This window comes from Amycolatopsis sp. VC5-11 (assembly GCF_037034185.1).
Taxonomy (GTDB): Bacteria; Actinomycetota; Actinomycetes; order Mycobacteriales; family Pseudonocardiaceae; genus Amycolatopsis; species Amycolatopsis nivea.
In genome coordinates this window covers 411,006-426,700 of the sequence record NZ_JBAGKF010000002.1, presented here as the reverse complement: position 1 = coordinate 426,700, position 15,695 = coordinate 411,006, and the positions used below count along the sequence as shown (strand labels likewise).

Annotated in this window: 14 protein-coding genes; 7 read left to right on the top strand and 7 right to left on the bottom strand. The window is 69.7% G+C overall.

The genetic code is table 11. From position 1 onward, the window contains the following. Window positions 1-31: 31 nt before the first annotated feature. Both WA670_RS09275 and WA670_RS09270 read right to left on the bottom strand, forming a co-directional pair. Window positions 32-1,414 (bottom strand): amidase, encoded by a 1,383-nt coding sequence (locus tag WA670_RS09275; protein WP_037817092.1) that lies wholly within the window; start codon window positions 1,412-1,414, stop codon window positions 32-34. Then, a complete protein-coding gene (locus tag WA670_RS09270; protein ID WP_439098588.1) occupies window positions 1,396-2,343 on the bottom strand; it encodes a D-2-hydroxyacid dehydrogenase in 948 nt (315 codons plus the stop codon). The genes WA670_RS09275 and WA670_RS09270 overlap by 19 nt, the downstream gene beginning before the upstream one ends. Before the next feature lie 162 nt (window positions 2,344-2,505). On the opposite strand from WA670_RS09270, the gene WA670_RS09265 reads away from it, so the two are divergent. The 3 genes from WA670_RS09265 to WA670_RS09255 are packed head-to-tail and all read left to right on the top strand — an operon-like array spanning window position 2,506 to window position 4,708. Then, window positions 2,506-3,246 carry a maleate cis-trans isomerase family protein gene (locus tag WA670_RS09265; RefSeq protein WP_037817095.1) on the top strand — a complete coding sequence of 247 codons (741 nt, stop codon included), beginning with the start codon at window positions 2,506-2,508 and terminating at the stop codon, window positions 3,244-3,246. 46 nt (window positions 3,247-3,292) lie between these two features. Further along, window positions 3,293-4,018: a maleate cis-trans isomerase family protein gene (locus tag WA670_RS09260; protein WP_043832785.1), complete on the top strand. Its 726-nt coding sequence runs from the start codon at window positions 3,293-3,295 to the stop codon at window positions 4,016-4,018. 3 nt (window positions 4,019-4,021) lie between these two features. Continuing rightward, complete coding sequence (locus WA670_RS09255) at window positions 4,022-4,708, top strand: GntR family transcriptional regulator (protein ID WP_043832787.1); 687 nt, start codon at window positions 4,022-4,024, stop codon at window positions 4,706-4,708. A gap of 302 nt (window positions 4,709-5,010) precedes the next feature. On the opposite strand, the gene WA670_RS09250 is transcribed toward WA670_RS09255, so the two are convergent. The 4 genes from WA670_RS09250 to WA670_RS09235 all read right to left on the bottom strand — a co-directional run bounded on the left by WA670_RS09250 (window position 5,011) and on the right by WA670_RS09235 (window position 8,618). Then, window positions 5,011-5,511 carry a GNAT family N-acetyltransferase gene (locus WA670_RS09250; protein ID WP_336157512.1) on the bottom strand — a complete coding sequence of 167 codons (501 nt, stop codon included), beginning with the start codon at window positions 5,509-5,511 and terminating at the stop codon, window positions 5,011-5,013. Between the two features lie 53 nt (window positions 5,512-5,564). Beyond that, window positions 5,565-6,032: a DUF4262 domain-containing protein gene (locus WA670_RS09245; protein ID WP_336157511.1), complete on the bottom strand. Its 468-nt coding sequence runs from the start codon at window positions 6,030-6,032 to the stop codon at window positions 5,565-5,567. Between the two features lie 70 nt (window positions 6,033-6,102). Next, window positions 6,103-7,158: a tartrate dehydrogenase gene (locus WA670_RS09240; protein ID WP_336157510.1), complete on the bottom strand. Its 1,056-nt coding sequence runs from the start codon at window positions 7,156-7,158 to the stop codon at window positions 6,103-6,105. After that, window positions 7,155-8,618: an NAD-dependent succinate-semialdehyde dehydrogenase gene (locus WA670_RS09235; RefSeq protein ID WP_037817107.1), complete on the bottom strand. Its 1,464-nt coding sequence runs from the start codon at window positions 8,616-8,618 to the stop codon at window positions 7,155-7,157. The genes WA670_RS09240 and WA670_RS09235 overlap by 4 nt, the downstream gene beginning before the upstream one ends. A 93-nt stretch (window positions 8,619-8,711) precedes the next feature. On the opposite strand from WA670_RS09235, the gene WA670_RS09230 reads away from it, so the two are divergent. From WA670_RS09230 to WA670_RS09215, 4 genes are all read left to right on the top strand, one after another. Continuing rightward, window positions 8,712-9,968, top strand: coding sequence for an aspartate aminotransferase family protein (locus WA670_RS09230; RefSeq protein WP_037817109.1), 1,257 nt, complete (start codon window positions 8,712-8,714; stop codon window positions 9,966-9,968). A 3-nt stretch (window positions 9,969-9,971) separates the two neighbouring features. Then, the gene (locus tag WA670_RS09225) at window positions 9,972-10,472 is read left to right on the top strand and encodes a DUF3830 family protein (RefSeq protein WP_037817111.1); all 501 of its coding nucleotides are present in this window, start codon (window positions 9,972-9,974) and stop codon (window positions 10,470-10,472) included. A gap of 780 nt (window positions 10,473-11,252) precedes the next feature. Beyond that, window positions 11,253-12,638, top strand: a complete 1,386-nt coding sequence (locus WA670_RS09220) for an FAD-binding oxidoreductase (protein WP_134669775.1) — start codon at window positions 11,253-11,255, stop codon at window positions 12,636-12,638. Window positions 12,639-12,643: 5 nt separating this feature from the next. After that, window positions 12,644-14,206: an acetolactate synthase large subunit gene (locus WA670_RS09215; protein WP_037817115.1), complete on the top strand. Its 1,563-nt coding sequence runs from the start codon at window positions 12,644-12,646 to the stop codon at window positions 14,204-14,206. Here the strand turns inward: WA670_RS09215 and WA670_RS09210 are convergent. Next, the gene (locus tag WA670_RS09210) at window positions 14,203-15,681 is read right to left on the bottom strand and encodes an MFS transporter (RefSeq protein ID WP_336157681.1); all 1,479 of its coding nucleotides are present in this window, start codon (window positions 15,679-15,681) and stop codon (window positions 14,203-14,205) included. The two genes, WA670_RS09215 and WA670_RS09210, sit on opposite strands and share 4 nt — an antisense overlap. Between the last annotated feature and the right edge of the window lie 14 nt (window positions 15,682-15,695).

The window sequence follows — 15,695 nt, the reverse complement described above, 5'->3', positions numbered from 1 at the left end:
CGAAACGTGCCGAGAGTCTCCCCAGTGGGCGTCACGGCGCGGCCCAGGGCCGGACCTCCTCGAGCAGCTTCGCCACCGCCAGCACCAGGTCGTCCGAATGCCGGGGACCGACGATCTGCAGACCCACCGGAAGACCCGATTCGGTGCGCCCGGCCGGGACGCTGATCGCGGGCTGCTGCGTCATGTTGAACGGATACGTGAACGGCGTCCACTCCGGCCATTCGGTCATCCCGCTGCCCGGCGGCACGTCGTGGCCGGCCTCGAACGGCGGGATCGGGACGGTCGGCGTGAGCAGCACGTCGTAGCGGGTGTGGAACTCGCCCATCAGGATGCCGAGCGCGGCGCGTTCCGCGGTGGCGTCGAGGTAGTCGCCCGCCGAGTAGGTGCGGCCCTGTTCCCACACGCGGAGCAGACCCGGGTCGATCCGCGACTCGCTGCCCGGCGGGAACGCTTCGAGGGACTTCGCCGCGCCCGCGGACCACAGCACGTCGAAGGCGTCCTTCGGGTCGGCGAATCCGGGGTCGGCCTGCTCCACCTGCAGTCCGGCGTCGGCGAGGGACTGCACCGCCGACTGGACGATCGCCGCGACTTCCGGGTCCACGTCGGCGAAACCGAGCGTCGGCGAGTACGCGGCGATGAGCCCGCGCACGTCGCGCCGCACTGCCTCGCGGTACGCGCTGATCGGCGGCGCGAGCCCGGTCGGATCGCGGTGGTCCGGCAGCGCGAGGACGTCCAGCAGCAACGCCGTGTCGTCCACGCAACGCGCCATCGGCCCGGCGTGCGCGAGCGGGCCGAACGGGCTCGCCGGGAACAGCGGGACCCGGCCGTGCGTCGGCTTCATGCCGACGATTCCGCAGAACGACGCGGGAATCCGGATCGAACCGCCGCCGTCGGTGCCGACGGACAATTCGCCCATCGCCGCCGCGACCGCGGCCGCGCTGCCGCCGCTGGACCCGCCCGCCGTCATCCGCGGGTTCACCGGATTGCGCGTGATGCCCGCGAGCGCGCTGTCGGTGACGCCCTTCCAGGCGATCTCCGGCGTGGTGGTCTTGCCCAGCACGACCAGGCCCGCCTCGCGCATCCGCGCCATCACCGGGCTGTCGACCTCCCACGGCTGGTCGGCCGGGATGCTCGTGGAACCGCGCAGCGTCGGCCAGCCCTGGGTGAGGAAGATGTCCTTGATCGACGCCGGGACGCCGTCGAGCGCGCCGATCGGATTCCCGTCGCGCCAGCGCGCCTCGGCCGCTTTCGCCTGCTCCAGCGCGCGCTCGGCGTCGACGAGGCAGTAGGCGTTGACCTCGCCGTCGCGGTCCTCGATGTTCTGCAGGGCGCTCTTGGTCGCCTCGACCGGCGACAGTTCGCCGGTGGCGTAGGCGGCGACGAGTTCGCTGGCGGTCAATTCCCGGTCGCCCATCCGGCGCCTCCCTGCGATTCGGACGGCACGTAGCCGAGCCGTTTGTCCACGACGTTCCAGAGCGGTTCCCCGGCGAGCCAGCGCCGGAAGTTCCCGGCGAACACCTCTACCAGCGTCCGCCGCCAGCCGAGGAAGTCCCCCGACATGTGCGGCGACAGCAGAACGTCCGGCATGGTCCACAGTGGACTTTCGGCGGGCAGCGGCTCGGTTTCGAAGACGTCGAGCGCGGCGCCGGCGATCTCCCCCGCCTGCAGCGCCGCGATCAGGTCGGACGTGACCACCAGTTCGCCGCGGCCCACGTTGACGAAGCGCGCGGACGGTTTCATCGCGGCGAACGCGGCGGCGTCGAACATGCCCTTGGTCTGGTCGGTGAGCGGCGCGACCGCGACGACGTAGTCGAACTCGGGCAGATACCCCGTCAGCCCGGCGGATTCGCGCACGACGCCGAAATCCGGATCCCCGACCCGGGCCCGCCGCCCCGCCCCGGACACCCGCATCCCGGCCGCGCGCAGCATCCGCGCGATGGCCCTTCCGATCGGTCCGGTGCCGACCACCAGCACCTCCCGCCCGGCGATCCGCTCGGTCTCGCGGTGCTTCCACGTCCCGGCGCGCTGCAGGTCGAGCGAACGCGCGAAGTCCTTGGCGAACGACAGCACGACGCCGAGCACGTACTCGGCGATGGCGTCGTCGAACACCCCGCGCGAGTTCGTGAGCACGACGTCGCTCTCGCGCAGCCCCGGGAACAGCACCGGGTCGACGCCGGCGCTCGCGATGTGCAGCCACTGCAACCGGTCCGCGGCGGGCCAGGCGCCGGGGACGGCCCCGGAAAGGAAGTCGTAGACGAAAAGCGCGTCCGCCCCGGCCAGCGCACCGGCGAGGCCGCGCTCGTCGGTGTAACGAACTACCGCCGCGTCTTCGATAGCGGCCATGTCCGGTGGATGGTCTGCCCCGCAGAGCACTGCCAGTACGGGGTTTTCCGGAGCGGTCACGATTGACACGGTAAAAGTGGCTCGTATGATTGTCAACAATCCGAGGACCACCCCCGGAGCACCGGACGGGCATCGGCACAGGCGTATTCCGGAGGCTGAACCTTGGATCTGGACTTCCTCGCGTTCGAGGGCCCGCTCGCCCAGCGCGGCATCGGCGTGATCGCGCCGTTCGACCTCGCGCTCGAGCGCGAGCTGTGGCGCTGGGTGCCGATGGAGGTGTCGCTGCATCTCGCCCGCACCCCCTACGAACCGGTTCCGGTGAGCATGGAGATGGCGCAGCTGGTGAGCGACAGCAGGCACCTCGCCGCGGCCACGCGCGACGTGCTGCACGTGGAGCCGGAGGTGGTCGCGTACCTGTGCACCTCGGGCAGCTTCGTGAACGGCATCGACTACGAACGCTCCCTCACCAAGGCGATCTGCGACGCGGGCGCGCCCGACGCGGTCACCACGTCCGGGGCGCTGGTCGAGGTGCTGCACCAGCTCGACCTGCACCGGGTCTCGGTGCTCACGCCCTACGACGCCGACCTCACCGGCAAACTCCACGATTTTCTCGGCGAGGTCGGCGTGACCACGGTGTCCAGCGACCACCTCGGACTCGGCGGCGGCATCTGGAAGGTCAGCTACCGCACCATCGCCGAGCGGATCCTGGCCGCGGACCACCGCGACGCCGAGGCGATCTTCGTCAGCTGCACCAACCTCCCGACGTTCGACCTGATCGAACCGCTGGAAAAGGCGCTCGGCAAACCCGTGCTGACCGCCAACCAGCTGACGATGTGGGCGTGCCTGCGCCGGATGCAGCTGCCCATCGTGGGACCCGGCCAGTGGCTGCGGGAGGTGTCTTGACCAGTCCCGCTAATATTGTCGACAATTTGCGCATCCCGGAGGTTTCGTGACCACGATCGGCTTCATCTACCCCGACCACGCGGCCGAGGACGACTACCCGCTCGCGGAACAGCTTCTCGGCGGCTCCGACGGCGACATCAGCCTGCCGGTCGCGCACATCTACGGCACCGACCTGCACGCCGTGCCGGAACTGCTCGACCTCGGCAGCGAAGCCCGGCTCGCCGAAGGCGCGCGGCTGCTCGCGAAACACCAGCCGGAAGCGGTGGTGTGGGCGTGCACGTCCGGCAGCTTCGTGTACGGCTGGGACGGCGCGCGCAACCAGGCCGACCAGCTCGCCAAGGCCGCCGGAGTGCCGGCCTCGAGCACGTCGTTCGCCTTCGTGCACGCGGCGAAAGCCCTTGGCGTGCAACGAGTCGCGGTGGCCGCGAGCTACCCCGACGACGTCGCGCGGCTGTTCGTGGACTTCCTCGCCGCGGGAGGCGTCGAGGTGCTTTCGATGTCGAGCGCCGACATCGACACCGCCGCCGAGGTGGGCCAGCTCGCCCCCGAGGCCGTGGTGGACCTCGCGGTGAGCCACGACCACCCGGACGCCGACGCGGTCCTGGTGCCCGACACCGCGATGCGCACGCTCGGCGAGATCACCGACATCGAGGCGAAGCTCGGCAAGCCGGTACTCACCGCCAACCAGGTGACCGTGTGGGAAGGCCTGCGCCTGACCGGCACGACCCGGCTGGTGCGTTCGCTGGGCGCGTTGTTCCGGACGAGGGGCTGACCCGTGGTTGCACTGCCGGACATAGAGCCGGTCAGCCGGGAATCGACCGCCGCCGTGATCGCGCGCCAGCTGCGCGACGCGATCATGACCGGCGCGCTGCCGCCGGGCACCCAGCTCGGCGAAACCGACCTGGCCGCCCGCTTCCAGGTCTCGCGCGGCCCGCTGCGCGAGGCGATGCAGCATCTCGTGTCGGAGGGTTTGCTGCGCAGCGAACGCCACCGGGGCCTGTTCGTGATCGACCTCGAACCGGAGGATGTCTTCGACATCTACCTCGCCCGCTCGGCGGTCGAACGGGCCGCCCTGCTGTGCGCGTTCCGCGGCGACCGCGAGGCAGTGGCGGCGATGCTGGAACAGAACGTGGCCGATATGGCGGCGGCCGCGGACGATCCGGCCGCGCTGTCGGAGGCTGACCTGCGCTTCCACGAGGCGCTGATCAACGCCTCCGGCAGCAAACGACTGGTGCGGATGGCCCGGACGCTGCTGATCGAGACGCGAATGTGCCTGACCCTGCTGCAGAGCACGTATCAGGGCGTGGAGGACCGGCTGGAGGAGCACACGAGGATCATCGAAGCCCTTCGGTCGGACGACGAGGAGACGGCGCTGCACCTGCTGGACGCGCACATGGAGGACGCGATCAGCCGGTTGCTTCCGGGACGGAGCCTGAAGGGCGGGGTCGCGGTTTCGGAGTGAGGCGGGCGGGTTTTCCGGACGGCCGCTTCTCCTCCCCCGCACCGCAGGAAGCACGCCTGCACGCACCCCGCGTTGCGCCATTACCGCATGAGCACACGCAATCCGCGCTCGGCGGATGGCGACGCGGTCGTCTCCGCACCTGACCGGACCGCTTGCCCCCGTGGTGGCGAACCGCACGGCGGTCCGTTCCTCGCGGGCGAACCGGTGCAGCACGAAGCCGGAAGCGCCGCCGGGCAATGCGAGCAGCAGCAACGGAATGGCTAAGTCGGCACCGCTCCGCCGTGGCGACCAGGAGATGCGGCTCAGCTCGCCGACGACTCCAGCGTGATCCAGTACCGCCGCACCGGCCCGTGGTCGGTCTGACGGGTTTCCTCCAGCACACCGCCCGCGCGTTCGATCGTCTTGGCGGACGCCAGGTTCTCCCCCTCGCACACCAAGAGCACGCGAGGCAAACCCAGCCGCCGGGCCTCGGGCAGCATCTGGCGTAATGCCCAAGAAGCGAGACCGCGGCCGCGTGCGGACGGACGGAGGCCGAAGCCGAGGTGCCCAGCCCACCGAACGTACGAGGCCGGTCCAGCGCGCAGGGCGATTCCGCCGAGCACCTCTCCGTCCTCGACCAGCCAGCGGTACACAGCGCGGTCCGCGGCCAAGGAACCGACCCAGGCGGCGAAGCCAGCAGGAGAATCGACCTGATCCGACGCGGACAGGCCGAAGCCGTCCTCGTGCAAGCCCGGGCCCCATTCGCGATGCGCTTCCAGCCACGAGCAGTGCAGGCGGACGGTGGGGGCCAGCAGTTCGGGCATGCTTCGACACTACCGGCCGCCGGCACGGAAAACCCTGAAACAGCAAGAAAAACTCACGCACGACGCACCCCCAGCACGGGCTGTCCGCCGCGGCCGGAGTTGTACTGCGGAGACCACGGGAACCAGCCCGCCGAGTCGGCGTACACGAGCTGTCTGGCTTCGATTCCCGTGCCATAGCAGCACACTGCGATGTCCAGGTGCGCCGCCGGAGCACTGAGCTGGACGATTTCCACCCGCGGCAACCGAGGCAGCAGCCACTGCTGCCCGGGCACCGGCGGGCCAGCGTGCAGCGAGTGTTCGGCCGCGGCGTTCAGCAGCCGCACTGCCTGGTGTGGCAGCAATCCCGTGACAACCAGCTCGGGCAGGCCCTGTACGGTCAGGCCCGCGGTGTACGCCCAGGGCGGCCGGGAACCTGTTCCCAGCACGCCCTGGACGCACCAGCCGTGCTCCCTGATCTCGTCGAGCACCTCGATCAGGTACTGCTCCTCCGGTCTTTCCGGTTCCTCGCACCTCTGGCACATCGGCTCCTCCTCCCCTCGGGGACCCGTCGGCGGGTCAGGGAAGAGTCAACCGCGCGGCACCGACGAAAAATCAGCGGAGCGAAGCGGCCACCGCGGTGCCGAGCGCGGTTGTGGTAGCGGTTCCGCCGAGGTCGGGGGTGAGCGTTTCGCCCGCGGTCAGCACCTCGTCGACCGAGGCGCGGATCGCTTGTGCGGCAACGGTTTCCCCGAGGTGCTCCAGCAGCATCGCCGCGGCGAGGATCTGTGCGACCGGGTTCGCGATGCCCTGCCCGGCGATGTCCGGAGCACTGCCGTGGACCGCCTCGAACATCGACGGAAACTCACCTGATGGGTTGATGTTTCCGGACGGGGCCATGCCCAGTCCGCCGGTGATCGCGGCCGCGAGGTCGCTCAGGATGTCGCCGAACAGGTTCGACGCCACCACCACGTCGAGCCGGTCCGGAGCCTGCACCATCCGCGCGGCGAGAGCGTCCACATGGCACTGTTCCGCGCGGACGTCCGGGTACTGGCCCGCGACTTCCGCGAAAATCTCGTCCCAGTACGGCATCGAGTGGATCAGCCCGTTGGACTTCGTCGCCGACGTGACGTGCTGAGAACGCGTGCGCGCGAGTCCGAAGGCGTACCGGATGATCCGTTCCACCCCGACCCGCGTGAACACCGACTCCTGCAGCACGAACTCGTCCGGCCGCCCGGCGTTGTGCCGCCCGCCGATTTCCGAGTACTCGCCCTCGGAATTCTCGCGGACGATCACCATTTCCAGCTCGTCGGCCTTCCTCCCGGCCAGCACCGAGGACGTCCCCGGCAGCAGCCGCACCGGGCGCAGGTTGACGTACTGCTGGAACGCCCGCCGCAACGGGATCAGCAGGCCCCACAACGAAACGTGGTCCGCGACGCCGGGGAAGCCGACCGCGCCGAGCAGGATGCCGTCGAACCCCGACAGCTGCTCGACCCCGTCCTCGGGCATCATCGCGCCGGTCTTCGCGTACCGCTCGCAGCTCCAGTCGAATTCGGTCCATTCCAAGGAGAATCCGTACTTGTCCGCGGCGGCGTCGAGAACCCGGCGCGCCTCGATCGTGACGTCGACCCCGATCCCGTCGCCGGGGATGCTCGCAATCCGATGGGTCACAGGTTCACCGCGATGTACTTGGTCTCCAGGAATTCCTCGATGCCGACCGTGCCGCCCTCGCGGCCGAGACCGGACTGCTTGACGCCGCCGAACGGGGCCGCCGGATTGGACACGATGCCCTGGTTGAGGCCGATCATCCCGGCCTCGAGGCGTTCCGACACCCGCAGCGCGCGCTTCAGGTCGCTGGTGAACAGGTAGGACACCAGGCCGAATTCGGTGTCGTTGGCCTTCTCGACCGCCTCGTCCTCGGTGTCGAACGGGGTGATCGGCGCGACCGGGCCGAAGATTTCCTCGCTGGCCAGCCGAGCGTCCACCGGAACGTCCGTGAGCACGGTGGCCGGGTAGAAGTGCCCGGGACCGTCGACCCGCGAGCCACCGGTGAGCACCCGCGCGCCCTTGTCCGTGGCGTCCTTGACCAGTTCGGTCACCTTCTTCACCGCGGCCTCGTCGATGAGCGGGCCGACCACGACGCCTTCGTCGGTGCCGCGGCCCATCGGCAGCGCCTGCATCCGCTCGGTGAGCCGGCGGGAGAATTCCTCGGCCACGCCGCGCTGCACGTAGAACCGGTTGGCCGCGGTGCACGCCTCGCCGATGTTGCGCATCTTCGCCTGCATCGCGCCCTCGACCGCGGCGTCCAGGTCCGCGTCGTCGAACACGACGAACGGCGCGTTGCCGCCCAGTTCCATCGACGTGCGCAGCACCTTCTCCGCGCACTGTTCCAGCAGCTTGCGCCCGACCCCGGTCGAGCCGGTGAACGACAGCTTGCGCGCGCGTCCGTCGCGGATCAGCGGCTCCATCACGCCGCCCGCGTCCTTGGTGGTGACGACGTTCAGCACGCCTTCGGGCAGTCCGGCGTCGGCGAGGATCTGGGTAAGCGCGAGCATCGACAGCGGCGTCTGCGCGGCGGGCTTGATGACCATCGTGCAACCCGCGGCGACGGCCGGGCCGATCTTGCGCGTGCCCATCGCCATCGGGAAGTTCCACGGCGTGATGAGCAGCGTCGGTCCGACCGGCTGGCGCGTGATCAGGAATCGTCCGTTGCCGTTCGGGGCCACCGCGTAGCCGCCGTCGATCCGCACCGCCTCCTCGGCGAACCAGCGGAAGAACTCGGCGGCGTAAGTGATCTCCCCGGCGGCCTCGGCCAGCGGCTTGCCCATTTCCAGCGTCATCAGCAGCGCCAGCTCGTCGCGGCGCTCGATGAGCTTGTCGTACGCGCGGCGCAGGATCTCGCCGCGCTCCCGAGGGGCGACCGCGGCCCAGTCGGCCTGTGCCGCGACGGCCGCGTCGAGCGCCGCGAGGCCGTCCTCCGGCCCGGCGTCCGCGACCTGGCACAGCACCTCGCCGGTGGAGGGGTCCTGCACGTCGAAGGTCTTGCCGCTGCGCGCGGAGACCCACTTGCCGCCGATGAAGAGTTCCTTGCCGACCGCGCTCACGACGCCGTTCTCGGTGATCCCGCTCATCCAGCTCGCTCCTGTTCCTGTTGTCCCGAACTCATGCTATGGATATTGTCAACAATCGACAACCGTCTCCACCCGCACCCAGGAGGGCGCCGCATGGCCCAGCTTTCCCCGCTGCTCAAGCAGGCAACGCCCGTCGTCGTCGACCACGGTGAAGGGGTTTACCTCTACGACGTGGACGGGAAACGTCATCTCGACTTCACCGCGGGCATCGGGGTGACCAGCACCGGCCACTGCCACCCGCGCGTGGTCGAAGCCGCGCGCGAGCAGATCGGCAAGCTCGTGCACGGCCAGTACACGACAGTCATGCACAAACCGCTGCTCGAACTGACCCGCAAGCTCGGCGACGTGCTGCCGTCCGGGCTCGATTCGCTCTTCTACGCGAACTCCGGCAGCGAGGCCGTGGAGGCCGCGCTGCGGCTGGCCCGGCAGGCGACGAAGCGGCCGAACGTCATCGTGTTCCAGGGCGGTTTCCACGGCCGCACGGTCGCCGCCGCGACCATGACCACCTCCGGCACGCGGTTCAGCGCGGGCATCTCGCCGCTGATGTCCGGCGTGCACGTCGCGCCGTTCCCGTACGCCTACCACTACGGCTGGGACGAGGAGACCGCGACGAAGTTCGCCTTGCGCGAGCTGGACTACCTCTTCCAGACCGTCTCCGCGCCGAACGAGACGGCCGCGTTCTTCATCGAGCCGGTGCTCGGCGAGGGCGGCTACGTCCCGGCCAACACCGAGTTCATGGCCGGGCTGCGCGAACGCGCCGACCGGCACGGGATCCTGCTGGTGCTCGACGAGGTGCAGGCCGGATTCGGCCGCACCGGCAAGTTCTGGGGCCACGACCACTTCGACGTCCACCCGGACGTCGTGCTGATCGCGAAGGGCCTCGCGAGCGGCTTCCCGCTTTCGGGCATTGCCGCTTCGGAAGAGTTGATGGCGAAGGCGTACCCGGGGTCGCAGGGCGGCACGTACGGCGGCAACGCGGTGTCGTGCGCGGCGGCGATCGCGACGCTCGACGTCATTCAGGACGAAGGCTTGGTCGAGAACGCCGCGGAGCGTGGCCGTCAGCTTCTCGAGGGCGCGCGCGTCATCGCGGACAAGACGCCGGCTATCGGCGACGTACGCGGTCTCGGGCTCCTCGTGGGCACTGAGTTCACGACAGCGGACGGCGAACCGGACACGGCCACCGCGCAGGCCGCGCAGCAGGCAGCTGCCAAGAGCGGACTGCTGTTGCTCACCTGTGGCGCGTACTCGAACGTCGTGCGCATGGTGCCGCCGCTCGTCGTCAACGCGGAACAAGTCGACGACGCGCTGCGCATCTGGGGCGAGGTCGTCACGTCGGTCACGGGGAGCTGAAGCATGGCGCGCTACATCACCATCAGCCTCGACAAGCGCGGCGTCACCTGCCGCGCCCGGCTGCTCGACGACGAAGCACCGCGCACCTGCAAGGCGGTGTGGGACGCGCTGCCGCAGAGCGGTTCGGCCTACCACGCGAAGTACGCGCGCAACGAGGTCTACACGCTCGTGCCGCCCTTCGCTGAACCCAAGCCGGGCCGCGAGAACCCGACCATCACCCCGATTCCGGGCGACGTCGTCTACTTCGGATTCGAGGCATGGGAAATCGGCAATCCGGCGTACGGCTACGACGAGGGCAGCGAGGCGCACAGCGACCAGGGTGCCACGGATCTCGCGATTTTCTACGGCCGCAACAACCTGCTGATCAACGGCGACGCGGGCTGGGTGCCCGGCAACGTGTTCGCGACGATCGAGGAGGGCCTGTCCGAGATGGCCGAGGCCGCGCAGGATCTGTGGCTGCGCGGCGTGGAAGGCGAGACTCTGTCGTTCGCCCGCGCTGACTGACAGTCGCTCCAGGGCCGGTTCCTCCGCTGCGGAGGGACCGGCCTTTCGCTTGCCCGGATCGGGCCGGATTGTCCCTCCGGAGTGAAGCCGGGTTAACCCTCCGCGATCATGAGCGCGGCCCAAGATTCGCGGCCGGACAAGGGATTCAGCCCTGATGATCACCCGGCGGTGTGAACCTCGGCAACTCACCAATCGTGGCTTCGCATTCACCGTTTCGAGGGGCCGCGCCGCCCGGTTGCCGCAGTGCGCGTCTGCTACCCAGGGTGATCGACGCCGAGGTTCGCTACGAACCGTGGCGAAGAGTCCACAGTGCACCCCCGGCGGCAAACCCGAAAGCCTTACATGTTTAACATGGGAAGATTCCCCGGCCGCCGATCCCTTGCCAGCACAGGGAAATCCGCGTTTTGACACCGCGAGCGGGCCGGTGGAAATCTGCGATGGCTCCTCGCGAGAGCACCAAGGAAGAACAATCCGAACAAGGAGCCCCTCAATGCAGATGTTCACCCAGCACGTGCACCACGGCCACGACCTGATCTCGGGTCTGCTCGCGCACCTGGCGCACGTGCTCGGCTGGCTCGTCTGACCGGCACCGAGGATTAACCCAGGGGCCGGCCTGTTGGCGCGGGCCGGTCCCTGCTTGGGTTCTCCCCCCTTCCTGGCCACGCGCGCGGCGTGGCCTTTTTCGTGCCCGCGTCGGCTAACGTGAAAACTATTCATGGCCAGCCTCGGACCAGAACGGCTAGGCTGCGGCCACGAAGCACGCGCGCACGAGGGAGTGGCATGAGCGAGATCGCTGCACAGCTGGCGGGGGCCGTCGGAGCGGGGAACCTGCTGACCGGTGACGCGATTTCCGACGACTACGCGCACGACGAGGCGCTCAGCACGCCGGGGCAGAAACCGGCGTACGTCGCGAAACCCGCCACCGCCGAAGAGGTCTCCGCGCTGGTGAAGATCGCCGCCGCCGAGGGCGTCCCGGTGACCGCGCGCGGGTCCGGCAGCGGGCTGTCCGCCGCGGCGCGGCCGGTCGAAGGCGGGCTGCTCGTCTCGTTCGAGCGGATGAACTCGGTGCTCGAGATCGACACCGGCAACCACGTCGCCGTCGTCCAGCCGGGCGTCACGCTGGCCGAACTCGACGCGAAGACCGCCGAACACGGCCTCACCTACCCCGTTTATCCCGGCGAGCTGAGCGCGAGCGTCGGCGGCACCGTCGGCACCAACGCCGGCGGGATGCGCGCGATCCGCTACGGCATCACCCGCGGCAACGTCTCCGGTTTGCAGGCGGTGCTCGCGACGGGCGAGATCATCCGCGTCGGCGGCCGGATGTCGAAGATCTCCAGCGGCTACGACCTCACCCAGCTGATCATCGGCTCGGAGGGCACGCTCGCGCTGGTGACCGAGGTGATCGTGAAGCTGCAGCCCCGGCTGCCGCACGGCGCGACGGTGCTGGCCCCGTTCGACGATTTCGAGCAGGTGATGGCGGCCGTGCCGAAGATCGCCGCGAGCGGTCTCGCCCCGCAGATCCTCGAGTACATCGACAACATGACGATGGCCGCGATGGTCTACAACGACAAGCTCGAACTGGGCGTCCCGGCGGAAATCCGCGACCGGACCCAGGCGTATCTGGCCGTGGCGCTGGAGAACCGGGTGGCCGACCGGCTCGGCGAGGACGTCGAAGCGCTCGGCGAACTGCTCACCGAACTCGGCGCGATCGACGCGTACGTGCTCGAAGGCGGAGCCGCCCGCAAGCTCATCGAAGCCCGCGAAAAAGCCTTCTGGAACGCCAAAGCCGCGGGCGCGGACGACGTGATCGACGTGGTGGTGCCGCGGACCGCGATGCCGCAGTTCCTGGCCAAAGCCCGCGAGCTGGCGATGGCGGCCGGCGGCGGCGCGATCGGCTGCGGGCACGCCGGCGACGGCAACGTCCACCTGGCGATCTTCTGCAAGGACCCGGACACCCGCTCGCAGCTGCTGACCGACATCTTCGGTTACGCGTACGAACTCGGCGGCGCGATCTCCGGCGAGCACGGCCTCGGCCGCACCAAGACCAAGTACTACGCCAAACTCGAAGACCCGGCGAAGCTCGATCTGCTGCGCCGGGTCAAGGAAAGCTTCGACCCGGCCGGGATCCTGAACCCCGGCGTTCTGTTCGCGCAAACCGGAAAGTGAGCACAGTGAGCACGCTCAACGGCGCCCAGTCCCTTATCCGCACGCTCGTCGACAGCGGGGTCGACGTGTGCTTTTCCAACCCCGGCACGTCGGAAATGCATTTCGTCGCCGCGCTCGATTCGGTACCGGAGATGCGCGGGGTGCTCGCGTTGTTCGAGGGCGTCGTGACCGGTGCCGCGGACGGGTACGCGCGGGTCGCCGGCAAGCCCGCCGCGACGCTGCTGCACCTCGGTCCCGGGCTCGGGAACGGCCTGGCGAACCTGCACAACGCGCGGCGCGCGCACACGCCGGTGGTCAACGTGATCGGCGACCACGCCACCTATCACAAGCAGTACGACGCCCCGCTGGAGTCGGACATCGACGCCATCGCGGGCTCGCTCGAGGGCTGGGTGCGCCGGTCCGGGCACACGAAGGACGTCGGCGCGGACGCCGCGGCGGCGGTCGCGGCGGCACAGGACGCCCCGGGCCGGGTCGCGACGCTGATCCTTCCCGCCGACGCGTCGTGGGGCGAGGGCGGCGAAACGTGCGAGCCGATCCCGCCGCGCGTCCCGCAGACGGTCGACTCGACGACCGTGCAGAAGATCGCGGACGTGCTCGGCAGCGGTGAGCCGGTGGCATTGCTGATCGGCGGGTCCGCCTGCCGCGAAGCCGGTTTGCGCGCGGCCAGCCGGATCGCGGCCGCGACCGGGGTGAAGGTGCTCGCCGAGACGTTCCCGGCGCGGCTGGAACGCGGTGCCGGCCTGCCGAACATCGAACGGCTGGGCTATCTCGCCGAGCAGGCGAAGTACCAGCTGGACGGGATCAAGCACCTGATCATCGCCGGCACGAAGGCGCCGGTGTCGTTCTTCGCCTACCCCGGCATGCCGAGCGAGCTGACTCCGGAAGGCGCGGACGTCCACGTCCTCGCGAACGTCGGGCAGGACGTCCCGGCCGCGCTGGAGGCGGTCGCCGCCTTGGTCGCCGCGGACACCGAGCCGGTTTTGCAGGAGGCCGGACGGCCGGAGCTGCCGAGCGGTCCGCTCACCGTGCAGAACTGGGTCGACGTGATCGGCGCGCTGCTGCCGGAGAACGCGATCATCGTGGACGAGGCGAACACGTCCGGTCTCATGCTGCCCGCCGCGACCGCGGGCGCGCCTCGGCACGACGTGCTGACCCTGACCGGCGGCGCGATCGGCTACGGGATGCCGGTGGCTGTCGGCGCGGCGATCGCGGCTCCGCGACGGCCGGTGATCAACCTCGAATCCGACGGCAGCGCGATGTACACGATCTCCGCGCTCTGGACGCAGGCGCGCGAGAACCTCGACGTCACCACGGTGGTGCTCAACAACAACGCGTACGCGATTCTGCGGATGGAACTGCAGCGCGTCGGCGCGTCCGGCGACGGGCCGCGCGCGAAGGACCTGCTGGACATCGGCCGGCCGGACCTGGATTTCGTGAAGATCGCCGAAGGCATGGGCGTTCCGGCGACCCGGGCGACGACCGCGGAGGAGCTGGCCGAACAGTTCCGGCGCGCAGTCGCCGAACCGGGGCCGCACCTGATCGACGCGGCCGTTCCGCCGCTGCTCTAGACCCCGGCGAGTTCCGGGCTGGCGGCACGGAACCGCGGCACCACCGCGGTCAACGCCAGCCCGGCCACCGCCGCCACCGCGGCGACCGCGAACGTGGCGCGGAAACCCGCGAGCGAGGGCACGGTGAACGAGCCGACGGTGATCGTCAGGTGGGCGAGCATCGTGGCCATCACGGCGCTGGACGTCGACGTGCCGACAGACCGCATGAGCGAGTTGAGCCCGTTCGCGGACGCGGTTTCGGTGACCGGCACCGCGCTCATGATCAGCGCGGGCATCGCGGCGTAAGCAATGCCGACACCTGCCCCGATGATCACCGACGCGATGATCAGCTCGACCGCGTTGGCCATCAGGAAAATCGCGAAGACGTAGCCGACCGCGATCACGGTCGCGCCGGTCATGAGCGTGACGCGCGCGCCGTAGCGGTTGGTCAGCCGCGCGGAGACCGGGGACAGCGCCATCATGACCAGGCCGTTCGGCGCGAGGCACAGACCGGCTTCGACCATGCTGAGCCCGAGTCCGTAGCCGGTCGCCGACGGTGCCTGCAGCAACTGCGGGAACGACAACGACATCGCGTACATCGCGAAGCCGACGAGCACCGACGCGAGGTTCGTGAACAACACCGGCCGCCGCGCCGAAACGCGCAGATCGACCAGCGGGTCACGCCGACGCAGCTGGTACCAGCCCCAGGCCGCGAGAACGACCACGGCGGTCGCGGCGAACCCGAGCGTCGCCGGACTCCCCCAGCCCCATTCGCTGCCCTTCACGATCGGCAGCAACAGGCTGGTGAGACCGACGATCAACCCGAGTGTGCCGAGGAAATCGAACGGCGCGGGCGTGCGGACCGGCGATTCCGGAACGAACCGCAGGATCAGCAGCGCACACCCCAGCCCGAGCCCGGCCGCGCCCCAGAACAGGACGTGCCAGTCGGCGTGCTCGGCCACGATCGCCGCGACCGGCAACCCGATCGCACCGCCGACTCCGAGCGTCGCGCTCATCAGCGAAATCGCGCCGCTCACGCGGTCCGGCGGCAGTTCGTCGCGCATGATGCTGATGCCGAGCGGAATGACGCCCATCGCGCAGCCCTGCAACCCGCGGCCGACGATCATCAACGCGAGCGAACTGGTGAGCGCCGAGACCACGGATCCGGCGATCAGCACAGCGAGGCTCACGAGCAGCACGCGGCGTTTGCCGTAGAGATCGCCGAGCCGCCCCGCGACCGGCGTGCACACCGCCGCCGCGAGCAGCGTGACGGTGACGACCCACGACGCGTCCGTCGGCGTGGTGTCGAGCAGTCTCGGGAACGCCGGGATCAACGGGATGACCAGCGTCTGCATGAACGAAGCGACCAGCCCGCACGAGGCGAGCACCACGATGATCGGCCCCGAACCCGCCCGCGCCACCACGTCCCCCGTTCCGTATGCCGTACCGGATTCGCACGCTACCGGGCGCGGCGCGCAGAACGGGCGGTTCGTGATCGATCCGACTTAGC

What these genes read in the sequence shown, in the direction of transcription:
- WA670_RS09275 (WP_037817092.1), bottom strand. Translation starts at nt 1,414, where the DNA reads ATGGGCGACCGGGAATTGACCGCCAGCGAACTCGTCGCCGCCTACGCC.
- WA670_RS09270 (WP_439098588.1), bottom strand. Translation starts at nt 2,343, where the DNA reads ATGGCCGCTATCGAAGACGCGGCGGTAGTTCGTTACACCGACGAGCGC.
- WA670_RS09250 (WP_336157512.1), bottom strand. Translation starts at nt 5,511, where the DNA reads ATGCCCGAACTGCTGGCCCCCACCGTCCGCCTGCACTGCTCGTGGCTG.
- WA670_RS09245 (WP_336157511.1), bottom strand. Translation starts at nt 6,032, where the DNA reads ATGTGCCAGAGGTGCGAGGAACCGGAAAGACCGGAGGAGCAGTACCTG.
- WA670_RS09235 (WP_037817107.1), bottom strand. Translation starts at nt 8,618, where the DNA reads ATGAGCGGGATCACCGAGAACGGCGTCGTGAGCGCGGTCGGCAAGGAA.
- WA670_RS09230 (WP_037817109.1), top strand. Translation starts at nt 8,712, where the DNA reads ATGGCCCAGCTTTCCCCGCTGCTCAAGCAGGCAACGCCCGTCGTCGTC.
- WA670_RS09225 (WP_037817111.1), top strand. Translation starts at nt 9,972, where the DNA reads ATGGCGCGCTACATCACCATCAGCCTCGACAAGCGCGGCGTCACCTGC.
- WA670_RS09220 (WP_134669775.1), top strand. Translation starts at nt 11,253, where the DNA reads ATGAGCGAGATCGCTGCACAGCTGGCGGGGGCCGTCGGAGCGGGGAAC.